General features: G+C 37.9%; 22 protein-coding genes. 13 read left to right on the forward strand and 9 right to left on the reverse strand.

What is annotated here, in order from left to right:
- Positions 1-22: 22 nt before the first annotated feature.
- The 4 genes from ACK1I8_RS03755 (at position 23) to ACK1I8_RS03770 (ending at position 3,324) form a co-directional block, all read left to right on the forward strand.
- Positions 23-382 carry a four helix bundle protein gene (locus tag ACK1I8_RS03755; RefSeq protein WP_412468008.1) on the forward strand — a complete coding sequence of 120 codons (360 nt, stop codon included), beginning with the start codon at positions 23-25 and terminating at the stop codon, positions 380-382.
- Between the two features lie 53 nt (positions 383-435).
- Entirely contained in the window at positions 436-1,143 is a 708-nt protein-coding gene (clpP, locus tag ACK1I8_RS03760; protein ID WP_090982152.1) for an ATP-dependent Clp endopeptidase proteolytic subunit ClpP, read from the forward strand.
- The gene (clpX, locus tag ACK1I8_RS03765; protein WP_412468009.1) at positions 1,097-2,365 is read left to right on the forward strand and encodes an ATP-dependent Clp protease ATP-binding subunit ClpX; all 1,269 of its coding nucleotides are present in this window, start codon (positions 1,097-1,099) and stop codon (positions 2,363-2,365) included. The genes clpP and clpX overlap by 47 nt, the downstream gene beginning before the upstream one ends.
- Positions 2,366-2,460: 95 nt before the next feature.
- Positions 2,461-3,324, forward strand: coding sequence for an AMP nucleosidase (locus ACK1I8_RS03770; protein ID WP_412468010.1), 864 nt, complete (start codon positions 2,461-2,463; stop codon positions 3,322-3,324).
- Positions 3,325-3,606: 282 nt separating this feature from the next.
- On the opposite strand, the gene ACK1I8_RS03775 is transcribed toward ACK1I8_RS03770, so the two are convergent.
- Entirely contained in the window at positions 3,607-4,467 is an 861-nt protein-coding gene (locus tag ACK1I8_RS03775) for an RNA polymerase sigma factor RpoD/SigA (RefSeq protein WP_010601359.1), read from the reverse strand.
- 412 nt (positions 4,468-4,879) lie between these two features.
- Between ACK1I8_RS03775 and ACK1I8_RS03780 the strand changes: the two genes are divergently transcribed.
- Both ACK1I8_RS03780 and ACK1I8_RS03785 read left to right on the forward strand, forming a co-directional pair.
- Positions 4,880-5,473: a hypothetical protein gene (locus ACK1I8_RS03780; protein WP_412468011.1), complete on the forward strand. Its 594-nt coding sequence runs from the start codon at positions 4,880-4,882 to the stop codon at positions 5,471-5,473.
- Positions 5,474-5,506: 33 nt separating this feature from the next.
- Positions 5,507-5,713 (forward strand): helix-turn-helix domain-containing protein, encoded by a 207-nt coding sequence (locus ACK1I8_RS03785; RefSeq protein WP_412468012.1) that lies wholly within the window; start codon positions 5,507-5,509, stop codon positions 5,711-5,713.
- A gap of 326 nt (positions 5,714-6,039) precedes the next feature.
- Here the strand turns inward: ACK1I8_RS03785 and sucC are convergent, their stop codons facing one another.
- The 8 genes from sucC to ACK1I8_RS03825 all read right to left on the reverse strand — a co-directional run bounded on the left by sucC (position 6,040) and on the right by ACK1I8_RS03825 (position 14,592).
- Positions 6,040-7,239, reverse strand: coding sequence for an ADP-forming succinate--CoA ligase subunit beta (gene sucC, locus ACK1I8_RS03790; RefSeq protein WP_412468013.1), 1,200 nt, complete (start codon positions 7,237-7,239; stop codon positions 6,040-6,042).
- Positions 7,240-7,915: 676 nt separating this feature from the next.
- The gene (locus tag ACK1I8_RS03795; protein WP_412468014.1) at positions 7,916-8,224 is read right to left on the reverse strand and encodes a hypothetical protein; all 309 of its coding nucleotides are present in this window, start codon (positions 8,222-8,224) and stop codon (positions 7,916-7,918) included.
- A gap of 106 nt (positions 8,225-8,330) precedes the next feature.
- Positions 8,331-11,171: an MSEP-CTERM sorting domain-containing protein gene (locus tag ACK1I8_RS03800; RefSeq protein WP_412468015.1), complete on the reverse strand. Its 2,841-nt coding sequence runs from the start codon at positions 11,169-11,171 to the stop codon at positions 8,331-8,333.
- Complete coding sequence (gene xrtK / locus ACK1I8_RS03805) at positions 11,149-11,688, reverse strand: exosortase K (RefSeq protein ID WP_412468016.1); 540 nt, start codon at positions 11,686-11,688, stop codon at positions 11,149-11,151. The genes ACK1I8_RS03800 and xrtK overlap by 23 nt, the downstream gene beginning before the upstream one ends.
- Positions 11,689-11,694: 6 nt before the next feature.
- The gene (locus tag ACK1I8_RS03810) at positions 11,695-13,260 is read right to left on the reverse strand and encodes a DUF4173 domain-containing protein (protein ID WP_412468017.1); all 1,566 of its coding nucleotides are present in this window, start codon (positions 13,258-13,260) and stop codon (positions 11,695-11,697) included.
- A 5-nt stretch (positions 13,261-13,265) separates the two neighbouring features.
- Positions 13,266-13,577, reverse strand: a complete 312-nt coding sequence (locus ACK1I8_RS03815; RefSeq protein WP_412468018.1) for a hypothetical protein — start codon at positions 13,575-13,577, stop codon at positions 13,266-13,268.
- 56 nt (positions 13,578-13,633) lie between these two features.
- Positions 13,634-13,930: a winged helix-turn-helix domain-containing protein gene (locus tag ACK1I8_RS03820; RefSeq protein ID WP_412468019.1), complete on the reverse strand. Its 297-nt coding sequence runs from the start codon at positions 13,928-13,930 to the stop codon at positions 13,634-13,636.
- A 2-nt stretch (positions 13,931-13,932) separates the two neighbouring features.
- The gene (locus ACK1I8_RS03825; RefSeq protein WP_412468020.1) at positions 13,933-14,592 is read right to left on the reverse strand and encodes a hypothetical protein; all 660 of its coding nucleotides are present in this window, start codon (positions 14,590-14,592) and stop codon (positions 13,933-13,935) included.
- A gap of 453 nt (positions 14,593-15,045) precedes the next feature.
- Between ACK1I8_RS03825 and ACK1I8_RS03830 the strand changes: the two genes are divergently transcribed.
- From ACK1I8_RS03830 to ACK1I8_RS03860, 7 genes are all read left to right on the forward strand, one after another.
- Positions 15,046-15,696 carry an ABC transporter ATP-binding protein gene (locus ACK1I8_RS03830; RefSeq protein ID WP_412468021.1) on the forward strand — a complete coding sequence of 217 codons (651 nt, stop codon included), beginning with the start codon at positions 15,046-15,048 and terminating at the stop codon, positions 15,694-15,696.
- 77 nt (positions 15,697-15,773) lie between these two features.
- Positions 15,774-16,253 carry a hypothetical protein gene (locus ACK1I8_RS03835; protein ID WP_412468022.1) on the forward strand — a complete coding sequence of 160 codons (480 nt, stop codon included), beginning with the start codon at positions 15,774-15,776 and terminating at the stop codon, positions 16,251-16,253.
- 1 nt (position 16,254) lies between these two features.
- The gene (locus ACK1I8_RS03840; protein WP_412468023.1) at positions 16,255-16,863 is read left to right on the forward strand and encodes an HAD family hydrolase; all 609 of its coding nucleotides are present in this window, start codon (positions 16,255-16,257) and stop codon (positions 16,861-16,863) included.
- Positions 16,864-16,865: 2 nt separating this feature from the next.
- Positions 16,866-18,353 (forward strand): S41 family peptidase, encoded by a 1,488-nt coding sequence (locus tag ACK1I8_RS03845; RefSeq protein ID WP_412468024.1) that lies wholly within the window; start codon positions 16,866-16,868, stop codon positions 18,351-18,353.
- Positions 18,354-18,499: 146 nt separating this feature from the next.
- Positions 18,500-18,766, forward strand: coding sequence for a hypothetical protein (locus ACK1I8_RS03850; protein ID WP_132401083.1), 267 nt, complete (start codon positions 18,500-18,502; stop codon positions 18,764-18,766).
- Positions 18,767-18,817: 51 nt separating this feature from the next.
- A complete protein-coding gene (dprA, locus tag ACK1I8_RS03855; RefSeq protein ID WP_412469346.1) occupies positions 18,818-19,912 on the forward strand; it encodes a DNA-processing protein DprA in 1,095 nt (364 codons plus the stop codon).
- A 218-nt stretch (positions 19,913-20,130) separates the two neighbouring features.
- Positions 20,131-21,492, forward strand: a complete 1,362-nt coding sequence (locus tag ACK1I8_RS03860; protein WP_412468025.1) for a pyridoxal-phosphate dependent enzyme — start codon at positions 20,131-20,133, stop codon at positions 21,490-21,492.
- Positions 21,493-21,611: the final 119 nt, after the last annotated feature.

Genomic DNA, 21,611 nt, shown 5'->3' on the forward strand with positions numbered 1-21,611 from the left:
TGTGCTATTGCTATATTTAATTATGGCACAATTTAAATTTCAATCGCTCGAAATTTGGCAGTTATCAATTGTATTGACCGATAAACTATTGGATATTGCTGACCGATTGGCAGTTGATAAAAAGGATAGATTTGCAGAGCAGCTCAATGGGGCTGCTCTTAGCATATCTAATAATATCGCGGAAGGGTCTGGATCAGTTTCAAATAAGGAATTTGCTCATTATCTGAATATTGCACATCGTTCTACATTTGAGAATGCAAATATTTTAGTAGTTTTAGAACGGAGAAAATATATTTCTGACATAGAGTTGAATGATTATCTTGAAGAATTAGATAAATTGGCACGGAAATTAACCAACTTCAGAAAATATTTATTAAAGTAACTAGCGTTTTAGGCGGGCTTAACGCTCACCGCAAAACGCCAAACACTATAATCATGAACATAGACTCACAAGAATTCAGAAAATTCGCCGTTAAACATCAGGGAATTGGCGGCTTACACGTAGATAAATTTATTGCACAGGCTAATCTGAACCCTCAGAACATGACGCCATATATTATTGAAGAGCGTCAGTTGAATGTGGCTCAGATGGATGTTTTTTCAAGGTTAATGATGGACCGTATCATCTTTTTAGGTGATGCGATTTACGATCAGAATGCAAATATCATTCAGGCACAGTTATTATTTTTACAGTCAACAGATGCCGATAGAGACATTCAGATTTACATTAACTCTCCAGGTGGCTCGGTGTATGCTGGTTTAGGTATTTACGACACTATGCAGTACATACAGCCAGATGTAGCTACCATCTGTACAGGTATGGCGGCATCAATGGGTGCTGTTTTATTGGTGGCAGGTGCTAAAGGTAAACGTGCTGCGTTACCTCACTCGAGAGTAATGATTCACCAGCCATCAGGCGGTGCACAGGGTGTGGCATCTGATATGGAGATCAACTTAAGAGAGATGTTGAAACTGAAAAAGGAATTGTACGATATTATTTCAGAGCACTCTGGCCAGACTTATGACTGGGTTGAGAAAGCTTCAGACCGCGATTACTGGATGACAGCTGACGAGGCTAAAGGATTTGGTATGGTTGATGAAGTATTATCGAGAAACGCAAAAAAAGATGGCGAAACAAAATAAAGAATCCCGTTGCTCATTCTGCCATTCTGGCAAGCATGAAACGTTAATGTTGATTGAAGGCATGGATGCATTTATCTGCGATAAATGTGTTACCCAGGCCAATCAGTTGCTTGCACAGGAATTAGGCACTAAAGGCACAAAAAATATTCAGGAGGCCATTAACTTATTAAAGCCTCTTGAAATTAAACAACATCTCGATCAGTATGTCATTGGTCAGGATGATGCCAAAAAGGTACTTTCCGTTGCGGTTTATAACCACTATAAACGTTTAAACCAAAAGGTTGATAAGGACGAGATTGAGATTGAGAAATCGAATATCATGTTGGTGGGCGAAACAGGGACCGGAAAAACTTTACTGGCTAAAACCATTGCAAAAATTCTGCATGTGCCGTTCTGTATCTGCGATGCTACGGTTTTAACTGAAGCAGGTTATGTAGGAGAAGATGTTGAAAGTATTTTGACCCGCTTACTTCAGGCTGCTGATTATGATGTAACCGCTGCCGAACGCGGTATTGTTTATATTGATGAGGTAGATAAAGTAGCACGGAAAAGTGATAATCCTTCCATTACACGCGATGTATCAGGCGAAGGGGTTCAGCAAGCTCTACTTAAAATTTTAGAAGGTACGGTAGTAAACGTTCCACCCCAGGGCGGACGTAAACATCCCGATCAGAAAATGATTCCGGTAAACACCAATAATATTTTATTTATCTGTGGTGGCGCATTTGATGGTATTGAGCGTAAAATCGCCAATCGTTTACGTACCCAGGCAGTAGGTTATAAAGTAAAGAAAGATGAGGTTGTTTTAGATCTTAAGAATCTTTATAAGTATATTACCCCTCAGGATTTAAAATCTTTTGGGTTAATTCCGGAATTAATTGGTCGTATACCGGTTCTTTCACATCTAAATCCATTGGATAAAGCGTCGTTAAGGAATATTTTAACAGCGCCTAAAAACTCATTGATCAAACAATATGTAAAGCTTTTTGCTTACGAAGATGTGAAGTTGGTTTTTGATGATGAAGTCTTAGATTTTATTGTGGATAAAGCAATGGAATATAAATTGGGTGCCCGTGGTTTAAGGTCGATCTGCGAAGCGATTATGTTGGACGCGATGTTTGATACACCGACACAGACTGACGTGAAGGAGCTGCACATCAATCTCGATTACGCGATAGAGAAATTTGAAAAGGCCGACTTTAAAAAACTACAGGCCGCTTAAAAAACTCAAATCCTTCCCGTAATTCGGGAGGGATTTTTTGTAAGAGGATAATGTTAACGCTAAGCGCTATGCGCTATGCTCAAAAACTAAGGAATATGAACGAAGAAAAAGACGTAAAAAAAGACGAGGAAATTGTTGAGAAATCGAAAAAAGTAAAAGAAGTAGAAAGTCCGGTTAAATCAGGTCTGAAGTCAAAAGATGAAATTGTTAAAAACTGGTTGCCACGTTACACTGGCAGACCGTTAGATCAATTCGGCGATTATATCCTGCTGACGAATTTCAGTAAATATGTAAGCATGTTTTCGGAGTGGAACGATCATGCTCCGATTATGGGTTTAGATAAGCCGATGCAAAGTGTTACCGCAAACGGTATTACGATTATCAACTTTGGGATGGGAAGTCCTTTGGCAGCTACCATGATGGATTTATTAACGGCAATTAAGCCTAAAGCAGTTTTGTTTTTGGGTAAATGTGGTGGCTTAAAAAAGAAAAACCAATTAGGCGATTTAATTTTACCTATCGCAGCCATTAGGGGTGAAGGGACCTCAAATGATTATCTTCCGGCAGAAGTGCCTGCATTGCCAGCTTTCGCCCTGCAGAAGGCAATTTCGACCACCATCCGCGATCATGGCAGGGATTATTGGACCGGGACCTGTTACACCACCAACCGCAGGGTTTGGGAGCATGACAAGGAATTTAAAAGGTACTTAAAAACCTTACGTGCAATGGCGGTAGATATGGAAACGGCAACAATTTTTACCACAGCATTTGCAAACAAAATACCTGCTGGTGCTTTGCTTCTGGTTTCTGATCAACCGATGATTCCCGAAGGCGTTAAAACTGCTGAAAGCGATAGTACCGTAACCGAAAGGTATGTAGAAACACATCTACGTATTGGTATCGATTCCTTAAAACAATTAATCAACAATGGCTTAACGGTTAAACACCTGTTGTTTTAATATTATAAAATTCGTCACCCTGAACTCGTTTCAGGGTCTTATTAAGAGAACGTTGCTGAGCTAAATTGAGCACGACCTATCCAGTAAATTGATCGTCACCCTGAACTTGTTTCAGGGGCTTACTAAGAGATGATAGATGCTGAACTAAATTCAGCATGACGTATGAGTAAATTAATCTTTACCCTGAATTTGTTTAAGGTTCTTAACTGGGAAAGCGGTGTCCTTAAAACAAAAAAAGACCGGCATTTGCCGATCTTTTAATATCTGTTTGGATCTAAACTTCTATCCTAAATAAGATTTTAATATTTTGCTTCTGGAAGTATGACGTAAGCGCTGTAATGCCTTATCTTTGATCTGGCGAACACGTTCACGTGTTAAGTTGAATTTCTCGCCAATTTCCTCTAAAGAAAGTGGGTGATTAGAACCCAGGCCGAAGAATAAAACGATAATTTCTCTCTCTCTTTCAGTCAAAGTAGATAAAGAACGTTTAATCTCTTCAGATAGCGATTCGTTGATCAATGAACTATCTGTATTTGGCTCATGGTTTTCCAATACATCCAATAATGTATTTTCTTCACCTTGCACAAAAGGAGCATCCATCGATACGTGGCGGCCTGAATTGCTTAATGTATCTGAAATCTTATCAACCGTAGTTTCTAAAATATCTGCCAATTCTTCCGGAGAAGGCTCACGCTCATATTCCTGCTCTAACTTAGAGAAAGCTTTGCTGATTTTACTTAGCGAACCCACCTGGTTTAAAGGCAAACGCACAATACGGCTTTGCTCAGCAATAGCCTGCAAAATAGATTGACGGATCCACCAAACCGCATAAGAAATAAATTTGAAACCTTTAGTCTCATCAAAGCGTTTTGCAGCTTTAATTAAACCTAAGTTGCCCTCATTAATTAAGTCGCCTAAAGTTAAACCTTGATTTTGGTACTGTTTTGCAACAGAAACCACGAAACGTAAGTTGGTTTTGGTTAACCGCTCTAATGCAGCCTGATCACCCTCACGAATCTTCCTTGCTAAAATTACTTCCTCTTCTGCTGTTATTAAATCTACTTTACCAATTTCGTGCAGATATTTGTCTAACGACTGACTTTCACGGTTGGTAATGGATTGCGTTATCTTGAGTTGTCTCATTTATACGTTTTGTGTGCTCTTTAATTATTGAAGTGTGCAAAGTTACGAAATTGTACGACAATCCGAAAGGATAAAATGCTGAAAATGTTACCGTTTGCACCTATTTTTTATACTTTTACTTATAACAAAAATCATTCCAATAAAGTTTTTGGCATAGTAGATATATTTTAAGTACATATATCTGCTTTTCGATTAATATTTATTGTAAAACAATAAATATATTTTGATTAATAATAATTTTTATTTTATACTTGTACAGTAAATAATTAAAATAAACATAACATTTTTGGATTTCTTCGGCATTACGCATAGAAACACAAATTTGTATGTGCTGATTAAAATCAACATAATTATTCCAATAAATCAACGATTAGCCGCTAAGGAAATCGATTAAACCATATTTACATACTTTATGAATAAACTGATCAAGATTTTTAAGTACGCCGGATTTTGTTTGATTTTTATCGCGCTGATGTCTGTAGCCAATCATTTAATTGAGGCGATAGATCATTATAATGCAGGAACGCTTTCGATTAATTTAGTTGAAAACAACGTAGTGCAGGAAGTAAAAAATATTGGGAAGGCCAGGTTTACCAATAGCCATATAGGTTCATACGCGTTTAAACCAACGTTAAAGCAGGCTATTATTTTATCGGGTGAAGGGATTGACGTCCCTGGTTCTCATGCTGCTTTTTATCTCCTCCTTGGAAGTATAATACTTTTTATCGCTTACAAGCGGCCAGAATGGCTTGAGAACTTAACCGAGGTTAGATTGTGGCAGTGGATAGGCGCAGGTATTATTTTATTTTTTAGCTTAAAATTTCTTTCTTTTTGGGCAATGAAAGGGTATGTTGAGGATTTGACAGGTAAAGCCTTTAAATATCAGCCTATAATTGCTGAAAATATCAATTTGGGCGTAATCTCGCTCATTGCCATATTTAGCATAATTTACGAGTTGCTTTCATATTCCAGAAGCCTTAAGCAGGAAAATGATTTAACCATTTAGGGTAATCAAAACATTTTAATTCTATTTACTTAAATGCCTATTATTATAAATTTAGACGTGATGCTGGCCCGACGCAAAATGTCGCTTACCGAGTTAAGCGAGCGGGTGGGGATAACGATGTCTAACTTATCTATTCTGAAAACAGGCAAGGCAAAGGCCATCCGTCTGGAGACGTTGGAAGGCATCTGTGCAGTTTTAGATTGTCAGCCTGGTGATATTCTTGAATTCCGCGCTGAATAAACCTTGGAGTTTTCAAAAACCTGCGAGGTTTGATCAGGCCAAGAACCACAAACCTTTCTTATTAAACGTGATAGAACGGAAAGCCCGGAACGAAACATGAGTGAGGACTTGGAGGGATAGCAGGGCTTTCGGATCCGAAATGTACAGAACCTTAATTTTCAAAAAAAAACTGTCCAGATAGATCTCTCCATTCCGCTGCGTTACAGTCGAGATGACGATTTTTCCGATGGTTTTGGAAAAGATGGTAATAAAAAACCCTTCCAATTTTAATTGAAAGGGCTTCAGTATAGGCTTTTTGCTTTAGTCTTTTTACTTTTAGCTTCAGCTTATGCTTTTTCAGCCAAAACTTTAGTTACCAGATCAGCGGCTTCTTTTAAGGCAATTGCCGAGTAAACCTGTAAGCCAGACTCATCGATTAATTTTTTAGCTTCTTCGGCATTTGTACCTTGTAAACGGCAGATGATTGGCACAGGGATATTGCCGATTTCTTTATATGCATCGATAACGCCCTGAGCAACACGGTCGCAACGAACAATACCACCGAAAATGTTGATTAAAATAGCTTTAACATTAGGGTCTTTCAAAATGATGTTGAAAGCGGCTTTAACGGTTTGTGCATTTGCAGTTCCACCTACGTCAAGGAAGTTTGCAGGCTCACCACCGGCTAATTTGATGATATCCATGGTCGCCATGGCCAAACCTGCACCGTTAACCATACAACCTACGTTACCATCAAGGTTAACAAAGTTCAGGTTGCTTGCACTCGCTTCAACTTCCATTGGATCTTCTTCGGTTTCATCGCGCATGGCTGCATAATCCGGATGACGGAATAAACCGTTTTCATCCAGATTCACTTTAGCATCTACGGCAATTACTTTATCATCAGAAGTTTTTAATACCGGGTTAATTTCGAACATGGAAGAATCGGTTGCTTCGTAAGCTTTGTACAAAGCGGTAACGAACTTAACCATTTCTTTGAAAGCGTTACCGCTAACACCTAAATTAAAAGCAATTTTACGTGCCTGGAAGCCTTGAAGACCAACCTTCGGGTCGATTTCTTCTTTGAATATTAAGTGTGGCGTATGTTCCGCAACTTCTTCAATATCCATACCGCCTTCGGTACTGTACATGATGATGTTACGGCCTTTTGCACGGTCTAACAATACAGAGATGTAAAATTCTTTGGTTTCAGAAGCACCTGGATAATACACATCCTGGGCGACTAAAACTTTATTCACTTTTTTACCTTCTGGCCCGGTTTGAGGAGTTACCAGTTGCATGCCGATGATATCGGTAGCACGTTGTTTAACTTCTTCAAGGTTTTTGGCCAATTTAACACCACCACCTTTACCACGACCACCAGCGTGGATCTGCGCTTTAATTACAACCCAGTCAGAGTTATAATCGGTTTTCAGTTGCTTAGCGGCCTCAACAGCTTGCTCAGGAGTATCGGCAACTATTCCTTCTTGAACGTTAACACCGAAACTTTTTAATATTTGTTTACCCTGGTATTCGTGAATATTCATCTGTTTATATTTTTGTCTTTATCTGTCAGATGAAGCCTTTTGCCATTAAATAATCATTTTAACAGCAGCGGGTTCATTTGCTACAAAATTTGCCCAAAGCTACAATTTCACAGCCTTTAAACCAATAGCATTTGCCGATTTTTTAAGAAAATGAACGTTTTGTGTTAAACGGGAAATGAGTATCTGTAATGTACGCTGGTTTAGGGTGACCGGCCAATTTAGCAGATGTTTTTGATTTCAAAGTGAGGGACCAGTTCCTGGTGGCGGCTGGTGGCCCTGCTCACTGTAGTGCTCACGTTTCAGGACTGCCGCTGCCATCGGGTTTAATTACTTAGGCCGGTGCCGCTTCGGGTTGCTGGATTTCAGGAACCAGTTTACTCCCCACCTTACCAAGGAGGGTTTCCCGTAGGGCGGGGTGGTTGGGTAGTTTCTTATAAATAACTTGGCTTAACACTTAAATTTCGTAACGTTGGTTTAATTAATTTAGGTTTTTCTGAAATGAACGGTTATATGCGTTTCGCTTGGTGCAGCCCTGCTCGCTATCAGTCCTTAAGGCGTTACGGGCTTACCGCTGCAATCAGGCTTAAAAACAATGTTTGTTAATGCCAAATGCAAAAAAAATCACTCTGCGCTAATCATCTTAGATCTGCGGGAACCAGATAGTTAATGGCATCAGTTAACTTCCTGCAAACGGCGATCCGAAGATTCCTACGGCAAGCTCGGCCCAAATTAGAAAAAGCACCAATAAAATAAAAACGAGGATTACTGTTCTCCATATACCGGTTTTCAGATTTCTGATCACCAGTTCTATAGCAATGCCTGTACTTAACAATAAGGCACCGGCCATTATAAAGTCAGTTAAATTCCATTTTACCTCATCGGTAAATTGCATGGCAATTAAGGGGATGGCCAAAATGCCTGCGGTTAAGGTTAAAATGGCAATGATCCTAAACTTTCCAGAATGTAATTTTTCTTGAATTTTCATGATTTTTAATGTTTTAATATAAGAATTATAAACTAGGTTTTAGAATCTCCCGATACTCGGCGTAACGGGAGAAAGAAACCAACCGAAATTAAGGGGTTTTGAGAAGTTAACTATAAGTGCTTTTATCGCTACTGATCCAGGAAATATTTATTTTATCCCTAAAAAGATAAAGGGAGACTACTGTGAGCAAAAGGATTAAGATGTCCAGATTCGGTTCGTTCATCCGTTGTGTTTCTTCATCAGGATCCAGGTTTTTGTTACCAGATAAAACCTGCTCCTGTTTTTTCTTAAGCGCCATTTTTTGAGCTTGGTTTTCTACCACCAGATATGAGGTGTTTGGCGATAAAATGCCGCTAAGCATACTCGTTTTGATTATATCCAAATGCGCAACATCCGATTGCTTGCCATTTACCTGATGTTTGAGCCAAAGCCCTTTGAGGTTCAAGCCTGAAAGCCATTGCTTTTCACTGGGAGGAATCAACTCTTTGTTTGTTTCTCTCAGGTCGATAATAATAGAAGCTTCTTGATCAGCTGCCAGATAAGCTTTTGGATTTTTTAAATCCGGCCAGCAATAAACACTCGGATTCCTGATCTTTTCAACAGTATTTAACCGATTCTTGGGCTGATCGGTGAGAGAATGGCGCCAAAGTTTACCCTGTTGATCAAGTTCATAAAAATGGTCGCCTTCTGGAAAAGCGATCTTAAGATCAGCAAAATCATTTTGCAATATGCTATTTTCTAAAGAATCACTTACTACGATCATAACCGGGTAAGCCGCACGGTTAGCCTTATAATGATCAATCAATATTTTTTTGATGGCACCCTCCAGATAAAATCCCCCTTCAAATGCTCTTTTGTTAAATTTATCTTTCCAATCACTGGAGTAGGCTGTTTGTTCGTTAAAAGTACTCGCAAAGTTCAGGCTGATGTTTTCGGCCTGGATTTGATTACTGCTTACAAAATTACTGATGCGTTTGATGTAGTTGGTTTTTTTTGTTCCATGGTCTTTGGAAACATCAATGATAAAATGATATTCCGGTTTTCTTTTAACCAGTTTTAATTTTGTTTTTTCAGCCAGTGGCAGGTAAATGCTGCCGTTTATGGATTCAGTTTTAACCTGATGGTTGGTGCTGTTATCACCAAGAAAAATGCTTTTGCCATCTATTTTAAAATTTACAGGGGCTTTATGGATAAATGTTATTCCACTTTTCCGGGTTTCTTTAGCCGAAAAAGGAAATACCTTAAATGCGATTTTATTACCAGTTAAATAATATAAAATCCCGGGATCTCGGTTTTCGTTTCTGATTTGTGAAAAGACCCAAAGCGCGGCTTTTTTCTCGGCCAGTATTCCAAATTCCTTTTTATTGCCAATATTTAAATAGAAGTTGCCGATCCAGCACCCCTCAGGTAAGGTAAATTCGGTTTCATAGCTTTCTAAATTTAAAGTTTCAGGGTTGGTTAATTCAAGGTCTATTGTACTGATCCATGCCTGTTGTTTTTCGTCAAATTTACTGTTACTGCTTATTTTTGAGATTTTTACTTTGCCTTTTACTTGAGCAATAGGATCTATTGGCCGATCAGTAGGTTTGCCCAGAAAGATAGCCTCCAAAGTATTGATTTTTGATTCAGATAAAATCAGATTATCCAGTACCAGCCAATTATAATAGGGCGTTAAAAATGGCGTTTGATCTTTCGCAAAAAAGTTATTTCTACCCTTATTTTGTTGTACTACTGCCAATATTTTAGCCAATGACTTCCTGTCGATATTATAATTTTTTTCATAATCAGGGCTATACACATATGCTAATGCCTCATGCAATATGTATTTATCGCGTAGGTAGGACACTGTAATCAAAGCAGGTATAAGCAGTAGGGCTAAGCCGGCAAAGATACTGAGTCTGAACATGGAATAGGCTGAGCAGAGCGCTGTAAAATCTTTGTGTAGCCCGTTAATCTGTAAAATGAACAAGAACAAAGGTGATAGCATCAGAAATCCTACGCCAATAGCAATAACCGCCACCACAGATAAAGGTAGATAGGGCAAGAATACCAGAAAAAAGTACAGGGTATAAGGAAAACAGATCGCGAGACCCAAAAAACGGAGCAGGCGTAACCGTAGATTTTTAAAGTTGGGCAAACATACCAATACGCCATTAATCAGGGCAATGATATAAAACCAGATGCTGCTAAAATTTCCGAATATCGATGTGCCAAAACCCCGGTTTAAGATGAATCCGCCGTTGTTTACCAGTAAACCGACGATTGGAAAAACGATAGCAATTAATATTTTCAGGAAAATGGTGTACGTGGATAATTTTTGTGCATTTAAATTGGTCAGGATGTAAATACCACGACAGATAAAGAAAAGAAATAATATGGAAGCAACTATCAACAATATCATCAATGCATTGGAATCGAAACCACTTTCAGTCTTTTGCCATAAAGGCAGTACAATTTGTAAAAACACATACCCCGATATCGGTATTGCTATGCCATATAAAAAGCTTAACCAGGCCGATGATGATGATCTGCTTTTACGGCTCGAAAATTCAACCAGTATAAAAAGAGAATGGACTAAGGTTGGCATTAAAAAAGTCCCTGGATACAAAACAACGTCCACATTGATCATCCATTGTGGAATTGAAAATGGCATTAACTCATCGGTGTACTGTGCATATGCATAGAGAAAAATGGTATAGATCAATAAGTTAAAGAATGCATAAAATATAGATATGTTATACTTTTTGTAAATGCTATATAGGGTATAAACCAATTGAGCAATGGTAAACAAAATCAATATCAATGAAAAATCTAACCAGATCACTGCTGTTTTTGTGGAGAGGAGGCTTTTGATCATGTTGTATTGGCTGTAGAAAAGCAATAGCAGGATTACAGTTGGGATGATGTTGATCACAATAAGCCATTTAGGATTGAGCAGATTTTTCATAACTAACAAGATAAGTTTTGAGTAAATGGTTAATTAGTCTGTAGGATAATATCAGAAAGAGTAGATATATAAAAATACCTTCTGCCTGATGTATAAAGGCCTGATGGTGTTTCGGAACGATGAAACTTTTACTGATGAAAATAGAAGTGCTTATTCGGGAGGTATTAACGAAAATGGTTGACAGCCAACTAAATAAAAATGATACAGGGAAGGCCAAACATCTTGATTTTAAGCTTTTTAAATAACTGACACATAAGCAATAAATGATTAAAAAGCTGATTGATAGGAAGTTAAATCCTGAGCATGGTTTTTCTACAGTAATGTTAAGATCCTGATGATAATAACCAAGCCCTTGAATAAACACACTATTTGAATTCGTTATTATGGATACAAAATAATCGGTTGGGCGAAGTATAAATGATAATCCTGCTACATCAATAGCGTTATAGCTGAATTTAATCGCTACAAATGATAAAATGCTTATTAAATAAAATATGTAGGCCTGATCTTTTTTCATCACCGGTTATTTATTCAATCCAAAATATTTGGCCGTATTCCAATCCTGTAAATTCCATGACAGCCAGCTAACATTTTGATAGCGTTCTTTAAAATAGACGATGCGCTCATCCAATAGTTCTCCGTAAAACCGTGTGTTTTTGGATTTTGCGATTTCCCTTCCATAAATATGTTTGGTTGGCGTATCATGTAGTTTTGAACGATTTTGGTCTAATATGGGTAAGGTTTTGTCAGATAAGGATAAGAGGTAATCGGCATCTACAGCAATGCGCTCGCTATTGGAGAGGTTGTATTTGGCGATAAAAACATCCCAGTTGATCAGGCTGAAGGCTAACAGTAGCACAAACCAGATATTTCCGTTTACCTTAAAGAGGTAGAATAAGGTTTTCTCTTTTACTACCTTAATGTAAACCGTGGCCAGACCAATGATGCAAAGGATGGCAAAAACCGAAACACCGATTCTTTTATGGGTTAGACCATAAAATTCAATGTAATAGCCATCGCGGATAAATACAGAAATGATGAGGATGAAATTTTGCGCCATCCAGGCAATGGCCAAACTTTTTAAGGTTTTGCTTTTGTGATAAAAATTAAGGTTTCCACGGAAGAAATATAAAATTACCGCCATGGCCAGCATAATACTGAAAATTAGCGCATTCGTGCCATCGTGCAGGTCGGCAGAAAAGTTTCCTTTGGGTTTGTAGCCCAGCCAAAGTGTCGAAATATCGATCAGGTTTACCAATAAGAGCAAAAGGTTTAACGAAACAAAAGAAATGAGACCAATGACATATTCGGTTTTCAATGCCATCTTTTTCGTGATGAGCTGGCTGGTAAAAGTATGGGCCACTTCATACCAGATACTCCTGGGCCTCTGGCTACGTCTTATCCTCAACAAATTTTCATTACAGCTGGCTTCGAGCTTTTCGATGGCTTTGCTATAAAAGGTGATTATCAGTCCAGCAGTTAAAAATAAACCGAAGCAGAAATGCATAAAGCGGGGAAGGCTTAGATCGCGAAAGATAAAACCGAAAATGTTGTTGAAGAAATTGTAAATGCCATTGAAAGTAGTTTCTAGGTAATGGCCAAAAATTTCGTTGGCGCCACTATATATCGATGTAAAAACAAAGATTATAATAAGCGGTAATATGATATATTTAATTGGCTTGATTATGGGCTTTAAATTAAAATTGCCAATTTTCAGTTCAGAAAATCTTTTAATTAAACCCGCTGGAACTGTAATCAACTGCAGCACGGTAGCTATAGCAGCAACATAGACTGTTCGTACTGCCTGGTAATGGGCAAAGCCTACAAAAAAAAGTAAGCTGATGCAATAACTTACACTCGTTAGTACCGAATTGTTTACCACAACGAGTACTGCAGCCAAAAGGTGCGCTAATGCATATATTTTAAATTTATTGCTTTTAGGTACCTCACTGTTGAAGTACGTAATTGTTAAAATAAAAATACTGTAAATCAGTTGGTTTAAGCCTAGCCACTCTTCCCAGAAGATATAGCTGAAAAGCAATCCGCCGATCAGGACAGAGAGGAGTAAGAAGTTGGATTTTGTTGTCATGTTGTTTAGAATGAAAGAATAGGATGTGATACAAGAAAGAAATAGAAAAAACTTAAGGGAATATTAAGCAGCATACTGAGCATTGCTATGATATAGGCCCGCCACTGGGCAGTGTTATACATCAGCTCTATCAAAAGTGCAAACAAAAAGATGCTGTTTATCACAAATGCTGATAGTAAGTAAAACAACCCTAGCCCTATCAAGAATTCTGCATGTGATATCAGGTATGCCAGTAAGATTCCGGTTCCGAAAAGTGCAGAATAGTAGGCAAGCTTTCTTCCAAAGTAAGTCATTTGTGGTTCTTTGATTTCTTTCATTATTGAGGTTATTAAAAGTGCTTTGTATTTCAAAGTAAATAGCTAAAAAAAATAATTTATAGCTTCCTGATCATTTTTTCGAGTGCATCTAAGTGCGCTTTAAAGGCTTGCCTGCCCAATTCGGTAATAGAGTAGGTCGTGCTTGTTTTACGTCCAATAAAACCTTTGTGTACCTTAATAAATTCGGCCTGTTCTAAGGTGTTTAAATGTGAAGCCAAATTGCCATCCGTTAATTCGAGCATCTGTTTTAAGTCGTTAAAGCCAATTTCTTTGTTCACCACCAGCACAGACATCACGCCCAGCCTGATCCGGCTATCGAATATTTTATTTAAATCTGCTATCGGGTTTTTCATCCTTACTGACCTCTCTCATATTTAAAATACATTAAAAGACCATAAACAATGTGTAGCAAACCAAAGCCCAAAGCCCAGAAAATTAATCCATAACCTACATAAAACATACAGGTCAAGCCCAGTATTACTTCGCAAAAGCCTAAATAACGGATATCACTGTAGGTAAATTTACTGGCATTAATCAGTGCCAAACCATAAAAAATCAGGCAGCTTGGTGCGATAATACTATAGGTATTCGGGTGGTTGATCAATAAGGCAATAATGAATAGTCCTCCGGCAAACAAAGGAATAAATAGGTTGATCAAAAGTGATTTAGAGGTTTTATCCCAGATCGGAAGATTGTTTTTCTGACTTTTTCTGTAGGTAAATAAAACACCGCCAGCCAAAGCAATTACCAACACCAAAATGCCCAGTTTGATCAGGTTAAATTCGAGGCCTATTTCTCCCTCTACGCCATAACCATAACCTCTTTTATGGGTGAATTTGTTAATTTCATTGTTTGCAAAATAAGCGCCAATTAAGGCTGTCGCACCAGCAAAAATACCCGATAAACCACTCAAAGAAATAAATCTGGATGACCTGTCCATCATATTTCTGATATCTTTTAAGGTATTTAGTTGTTCTTCCGGACTGTTCATTTTTAAAAGTGCTTTGTTTTTCAAAGTTAAGTAGAAAATTAATATCTGCAAATCTTTTTTGTTTTTTTTCGTTGGTGATAATACAGATTTTAAAGTTCTAACTTTTAGGATGAGTTTTCTAATTTCAGCGATGTCTTTAGTCTTTGTACACTGGTTTTCATCCTTTAGTCTTTCTGCTTTGGTCTTTAGTCTTTCTGCTTTGGTCTTTAGTCTTTCTGCTTTAGTCTTTAGTCTTTCTGCTTTAGTCTTTAGTCTTTCTGCTTTGGTCTTTAGTCTTTCTGCTTTAGTCTTTAGTCTTTAGTCTTTAGTCTTTCTGCTTTAGTCTTTAGTCTTTCTGCTTTAGTCTTTCCCCTTTGGTCTTTAGTCTTTCTGCTTTAGTCTTTCCCCTTTGGTCTTTAGTCTTTCTGCTTTAGTCTTTCCCCTTTGGTCTTTATTCTTTCCCCTTTGGTCTTTCCGCTTTTTTACTAAATTTGAACCATGCTAAAAGCCACCGGAATCAGAAAATCGTACGGAAATCTGCAAATTTTAAAAGGAGTAAATTTCGAAGTACAAAAAGGAGAGATTGTGAGTATTATTGGTCCATCAGGCGCCGGGAAAAGTACTTTATTACATATTTTAGGCACTTTAGATAAGCCTGATGAAGGATCGGTGGAATTAAAAGGTACGGTTATCAATAAGTTGCATGGCGACTTATTAAGTACTTTCCGAAATCAGAATATTGGTTTTGTATTTCAGTTCCATCATTTATTGCCAGAATTTAGCGCCATCGAAAATATCTGCATCCCCGCATTTATAGCCAAAACCGGTAAAAAGCAGGCTGAAGACAGAGCACTCGAACTCCTGGAACTCTTCGGACTTAAAGACAGGGCACAGCATAAACCCAACCAATTGTCGGGCGGTGAACAACAACGCGTATCTATAGCAAGGGCGTTGATCAATAATCCCTCCATCATATTGGCTGATGAGCCTTCGGGAAATTTAGACTCCGAAAATGCTGCAGGATTACACCAATTGTTTGTGAGTTTGCGCGATAATTTCCACCAAACATTTGTAATTGTTACACACAATGAACACCTGGCCAAAACCAGCGACAGGGTGGTAATGATGAAAGACGGCTTGATCGTTTAGGATTAAAGGACTGTAGATTTTAGAAATAGAAAAATTTATTTAATCATTCAATAATTTATTCATTCAATCATTAAGTTTTGAAAATACTCATTACAGGTAGCAATCATGCAAAAGCTTTAAAGGTAATGAAAGCCTTTCCTACTCATTTTGTTTTATTGGCCGATTATGGTGATGTACCGGGGATGGTCACCGAAAACTATGCCTTTTCATCGTTGGGACTGCTCAATAAAGACAGCATAGCCCATATTTTATTAAATTTCTGCATTACTGAGGGGATTGATTGTATTATTCCACTCCACCAATTTGAAGTTGAACCAATAGCCAAATCGGCTGTACTTTTTGGAGAGTATGGCATTCAGGTTTTATTACCTGATGCGGGTTTAATAGCCGGCTATCTGGCCAATGCATCGACTACTTATCAAAATTTTGCCGTTTTTGTATCAGGCGAATGCCTGTTTGCCAGCGGAAAAGAAATTTTTGTCAGAACTGATGAAAAATTAAACGGGGTATTCGGGTACAATGTTGCTGATGATGAACTGAAACTTTTTACAATTTAATATGGAAGCAGATCAATACCTTAATGACAAGCAGCTGGTCATTTTTGAACTGGATAATGTTTTATTCCCGGAGAAAGATTATCTACTACAGGTTTACTATCTGTTTGCCCAGTTTATAGAGTACACCGAGCAAAAAAACGCAAAGCCCATTCTGGAGTTTATGCGCAACGAATACGAAAATATCGGGACAGAAAAGCTTTTTCAAAAAACAGCTGACCAGTTCGATATCGACATCAAATATGAATATAATTTTAACCTTTTGCATCAAAATGCGCGTTTGCCTTTAAAGCTTTTGCTTTATAAAAACATGCTCGAATTTATGCAGAACCTTGTGGTAGACCGTAAAAAAATTGTAATTGTAACGGCTGGAAATCCCGAGCAACAACTGAATAAAATTAAGCAAACCGAATGGAATGGACTGGAGCAGTATCTTACCGTGTACTTTGTTGATGAGCTGGGACAGCCTAAAGCAGAAATTTTTCAGAACATACTAAATGACAACAATTTATTGGTGAACCAGGCGTTAGTTGTTGGTGCAAATAAATTTGATGAGCAACAATCCAAATCAATTAATTTGCAGTATATTGTATCATTAGAAATTTACAAATAAATATGCTTAAAAAATTTATTTCACAGAACACACTTTTCTGTGCTTTGATTATTGTGCTTGGGTTTACCGCATCATGTAAAAAATCGAGTAACACTCCTGATAAAGAAGGTGTGCCGCAAGGTGCATCAGGAACAAGGGATGAATTAACCAAAGATTCGATTTATCTGTATGCACAGCAAACATATTATTGGAATGTTGGCATGCCAAGTTACGATACCTTTAATCCAAGGAAATATAGCTCAAACAATGCAATTATTGCAGCAATTAAAGCTTTGCCGAGTACTGGCGGAAAAGATAAATATTCTTTTATTGATGACGGATCGGTAGCCAGTCAGCTTAGTGGGGCAGGTGAAGATTATGGTTTTTCTGCTAATTTCGATGGATCTGACCTGTTGCGGGTTAAATATGTTTATCCAGGATCTCCTGCAGATTTAAAAGGTCTAAAGCGTGGTTATCAGCTTACTAAAGTTAATGGAGGTGGTACTTCAAGATCAAGTGCCGATATTGCCAACTTAAATGCTTCTATATTTGGCGATAACCCTTCAATTTCACTAACCTTTGTAAAACCCGGTGGCGGAACACAGGATATCGTTATTAACCGCGCCAGCTACAACATCAACCCTGTTTTATTTACGAATACTTATACTGTTGGCGCAAAAAAAGTAGGCTATATCGTATTTAACAGTTTTACCACCAATGCTACTGCTGCTTTAGATGCTGCTTTTTCGAAATTCACTACCGATGGCGTCACCGAGCTGGTGGTAGATTTAAGGTATAACGGTGGCGGCTCTGTGGCTACCTCCGAATTGTTTACCAACTTAATTGCACCCCCTGCGCAAAATGGTAAAGTGATGTACACTACTTATTGGACCAAAACCATGCAGGATGGTAATGCAACTATCTTACAGAACCAGAAATTTTACGCTAAGGGGAATGATGGTGTAACCAGGCTTTATTCCTATTTCGATTATTCCTATAAGCCTACCATAGCAGCGGGCAATCAGGAAGTTTTTGCCAAACGTGGATCTTTAAATGGATTAACACGCGTCTATTTCCTGGTTACCAGTGGCACAGCTTCTGCCAGCGAATTGTTAATCAATAATTTAAAACCGGTAATAGACGTGAAATTAATCGGTAAAACCACTTATGGCAAACCCGTAGGTTTCTTTTCGATCCGAATTGATAAAAATGATTTATACATTCCGCAGTTTCAGACTAAAAATCAATTAGACCAGGGAGATTATTTTGCGGGAATGACCGTTGATAAAGATGTTGCAGATGATCTGACCAAAGATTTCGGCGACCCGTCAGAAAAAATGCTGTCTCAGGCCTTGTACTATTCTGCAAATAATAATTTCTTGGCACTGACTAAAGATAACATGATTAGCAGCACCTCCGGCATAGGCAGACAACAGACAGCTGCAGCTAACGAAAAGCTCGATCATGAGTTTAAAGGAATGGTTGAAACCAGAAAGCTAAAGCTTAAATAATTTCTGAATTTTCATCAAAAAGGGCTGGTTTTGTATTTCAAATCTGGCCTTTTTTGATATATTCATTATAATATTTGAGTAAATAGGTATTGCTTTTTTTATAAAAAATTGATAAGCTTGTTTAACATTAATCGTTAAAGAGAGCTATGCCGATAGAAATTGTAGAAAAGGAACACATTAGTTATTTAAATATCATCAATGCTAAAGAAGATCATTCTCATGAACTGCAAACCAAACTTGATGAAGCGCAAAGATTAGGTAATGAATTTAAATCAAAAGCCGTCATTACTTTTAATACCACCATTGGCCCAAAACGTGTTGATACCACCGTTTGGGCAGTAACAGAGAAATATATACAGCTAAAAAACAATATTCATATTCCGTTAAAAAGTTTAATCGATATCGATTTTTAAGCTTGCTTTAAGGAAATAAATCATCCCGAATTTATTTAACCTTATTAGATGATGAGCACGCTACATAAAATTGCCTTAACTTTTATTAAATCCATTGGTCCGGTAACGGCAAAAAACCTGCTGGCCTACTGTGGAAGTGCAGAAAATATATTTTCGGCAAGTAAAAAACAGCTCCTGCAGATTCCGGGCGTTGGAGAGAAAACAATTGAAGCCATTCGCGGTACCGATGCGCTGACAAGGGCCAGGCAGGAATTGGATTTTATTGAAAAACATGGGATAGAGGTATTGTTTTTTTCAGACGAAAAATATCCTAAAAGGTTAAAGAATTGTATCGATTCACCCATACTGCTTTATGCAAAAGGTACCGTTGATTTTAACCAGCAGCGGATCATCAGCGTTGTTGGAACGCGTAATGCAACAAATTATGGTAAAAATCTCTGCAAAGAATTATGTGAAGTTTTAGCACCATACCAGGTTCTGATTGTTAGCGGACTGGCATATGGTATTGATGTAACCACTCACAAAGAATGTCTGGCCCACCGTATCCCTACTGTTGGCGTGCTTGGCCATGGCTTAGACCGGATGTATCCAAAAATCCATAAAACGGTTGCACAGAAAATGGTTTTGAATGGGGGCCTGCTCACCGAATTTCCAATCCTCACCAATCCCGACCGGCCCAATTTTCCGCAAAGAAACCGCATTATTGCAGGCATTTCAGATGCTACAATTGTAGTTGAAGCCTCAATAAAAGGAGGTGCCTTAATTACCGCAGAAATCGCAAATTCTTACAATAAAGATGTATATGCTTTTCCTGGCAGAACAAATGATGTTTTTTCGGAAGGATGTAATTTCCTGATTAAGACCAACAGAGCCGGATTGATTACCAATGTTAACGACCTGATTTATTATCTGGGCTGGGATGACGAAATAAAAGTTAAACACCATCCTCAACAAACTACCTTGCAATTAAGTCTTACCCCTAACGAACAGCGGGTTATTGATGCTTTACAAAATGGTCTGCTTTCAATAGATGAGCTTTCCCATCAACTGAATATTCAGCAAAGTAAACTCGCCATTGTGATTCTGACTTTAGAGATGCAGGGCATTATCGTGTCTTTGCCAGGGAAAATTTATAAATTGGCATAAATCTTAGGGAATAAAGGGTGATCAGATTTTCGATTCGGTAACTTAACATAAACGAAGAACCTGCAACTGAAATTGTATTTTACCCAATAATCAATCTATAATGCCCATCATGATTATAGATTATGGAATTAAATTCTTTTATTTTTTATTTTTTGAAATTATGTTTTAAATAAAATATAGTTTGTAAAATAGTTAATGCCTTTGCTTAATTTTGCAACATGTGGTACAATAATATTTTAGAAACGATAGGCAATACGCCTTTGGTTAAATTAAATACGATAACTAAGGGAGTTCCGGGAACAATCCTGGCAAAAATAGAGACTACTAATCCGGGCAATTCCATTAAAGACCGTATGGCGGTTAAAATGATCGAAGATGCGGAGAAAAGTGGTAAGCTAAAACCGGGAGGAACCATTATTGAAGGAACATCCGGAAATACAGGTATGGGCCTTGCCATGGCAGCTATTATTAAAGGTTACAAATGTATTTTTACCACAACTGATAAACAATCAAAAGAAAAGGTAGATGCTTTACGTGCTTTTGGTGCTGAGGTAATCGTTTGTCCTACAAACGTTGAACCTGAAGATCCCCGTTCGTATTATTCTGTTTCTTCACGTTTAGAACGCGAGGTTCCAAATTCATGGAAACCCAATCAATATGATAATTTAGCGAACTCTCAGGCGCATTATGAACAAACTGGTCCGGAAATATGGGCGCAGACAGAAGGTAAAATTACGCATCTGGTAGTTGGGGTGGGTACAGGTGGAACCATTTCCGGGACCGGGAAATATCTGAAAGAAAAGAACCCTAACATTAAAGTCTGGGGAATTGATACCTATGGCTCAGTTTTTAAAAAGTATAAGGAGACGGGCATTTTTGATAAGGATGAAATTTATCCTTATATCACCGAAGGTATTGGCGAAGATTTCCTTCCGGCAAATGTGAATTTTGATGTGATTGATCTGTTTGAAAAAGTGACCGATAAAGATGCTGCTTTAATGACGCGCGATATTGCCCGTAAAGAAGGTATTTTTGTGGGCAACTCTGCCGGCGCTGCAATTGGTGGCTTAATTCAGTTAAAAGATAAACTTAAGCCAGAAGATGTAGTGGTGGTTATTTTTCATGACCATGGCAGCCGTTACATGGGCAAAATGTACAATGAAGATTGGTTACGTGAACGCGGATTTTTACAGGATGAAAAACTGACCGCAAAATCAATCTTATCCAAAAAAGAAAGCACAGAGATTGTAACCCTTGATGCTCAAAAAACTGTGCTTGAAGCCATTAATACCATTAAATCAATGAATATCTCTCAAATTCCGGTAACACAACAAGGAATGATTGTAGGTAAAGTTGCTGAAAGTGATATTTTAAGCGCTTTGCTGGAAAACCCGGGATTGAAATCGGCTCCAATTTCTGAAATTATGACCGCTACCTTCCCATTTGTGGATCTGAATACTTCTATTGATAAAATTTCTTCATTGATTAACAAAGAAAATTCTGCTGTATTGGTTGAAGATGAAACCGGGAAGATTGAAATCATTACACAATACGATATTATTAATGCCATATCAGGGTAATAATGTAAGATGGATGATGAAAGATGGAAAGTATAATAATTCCGACGATCGTCACCTTGAATTCATTTCAGGGTCTTACAACAAGATCGATGCTGAAATGAATCCGATGGCTATAGGAT

Source organism: Pedobacter sp. KLB.chiD (assembly GCF_047040275.1).
GTDB lineage: Bacteria > Bacteroidota > Bacteroidia > Sphingobacteriales > Sphingobacteriaceae > Pedobacter.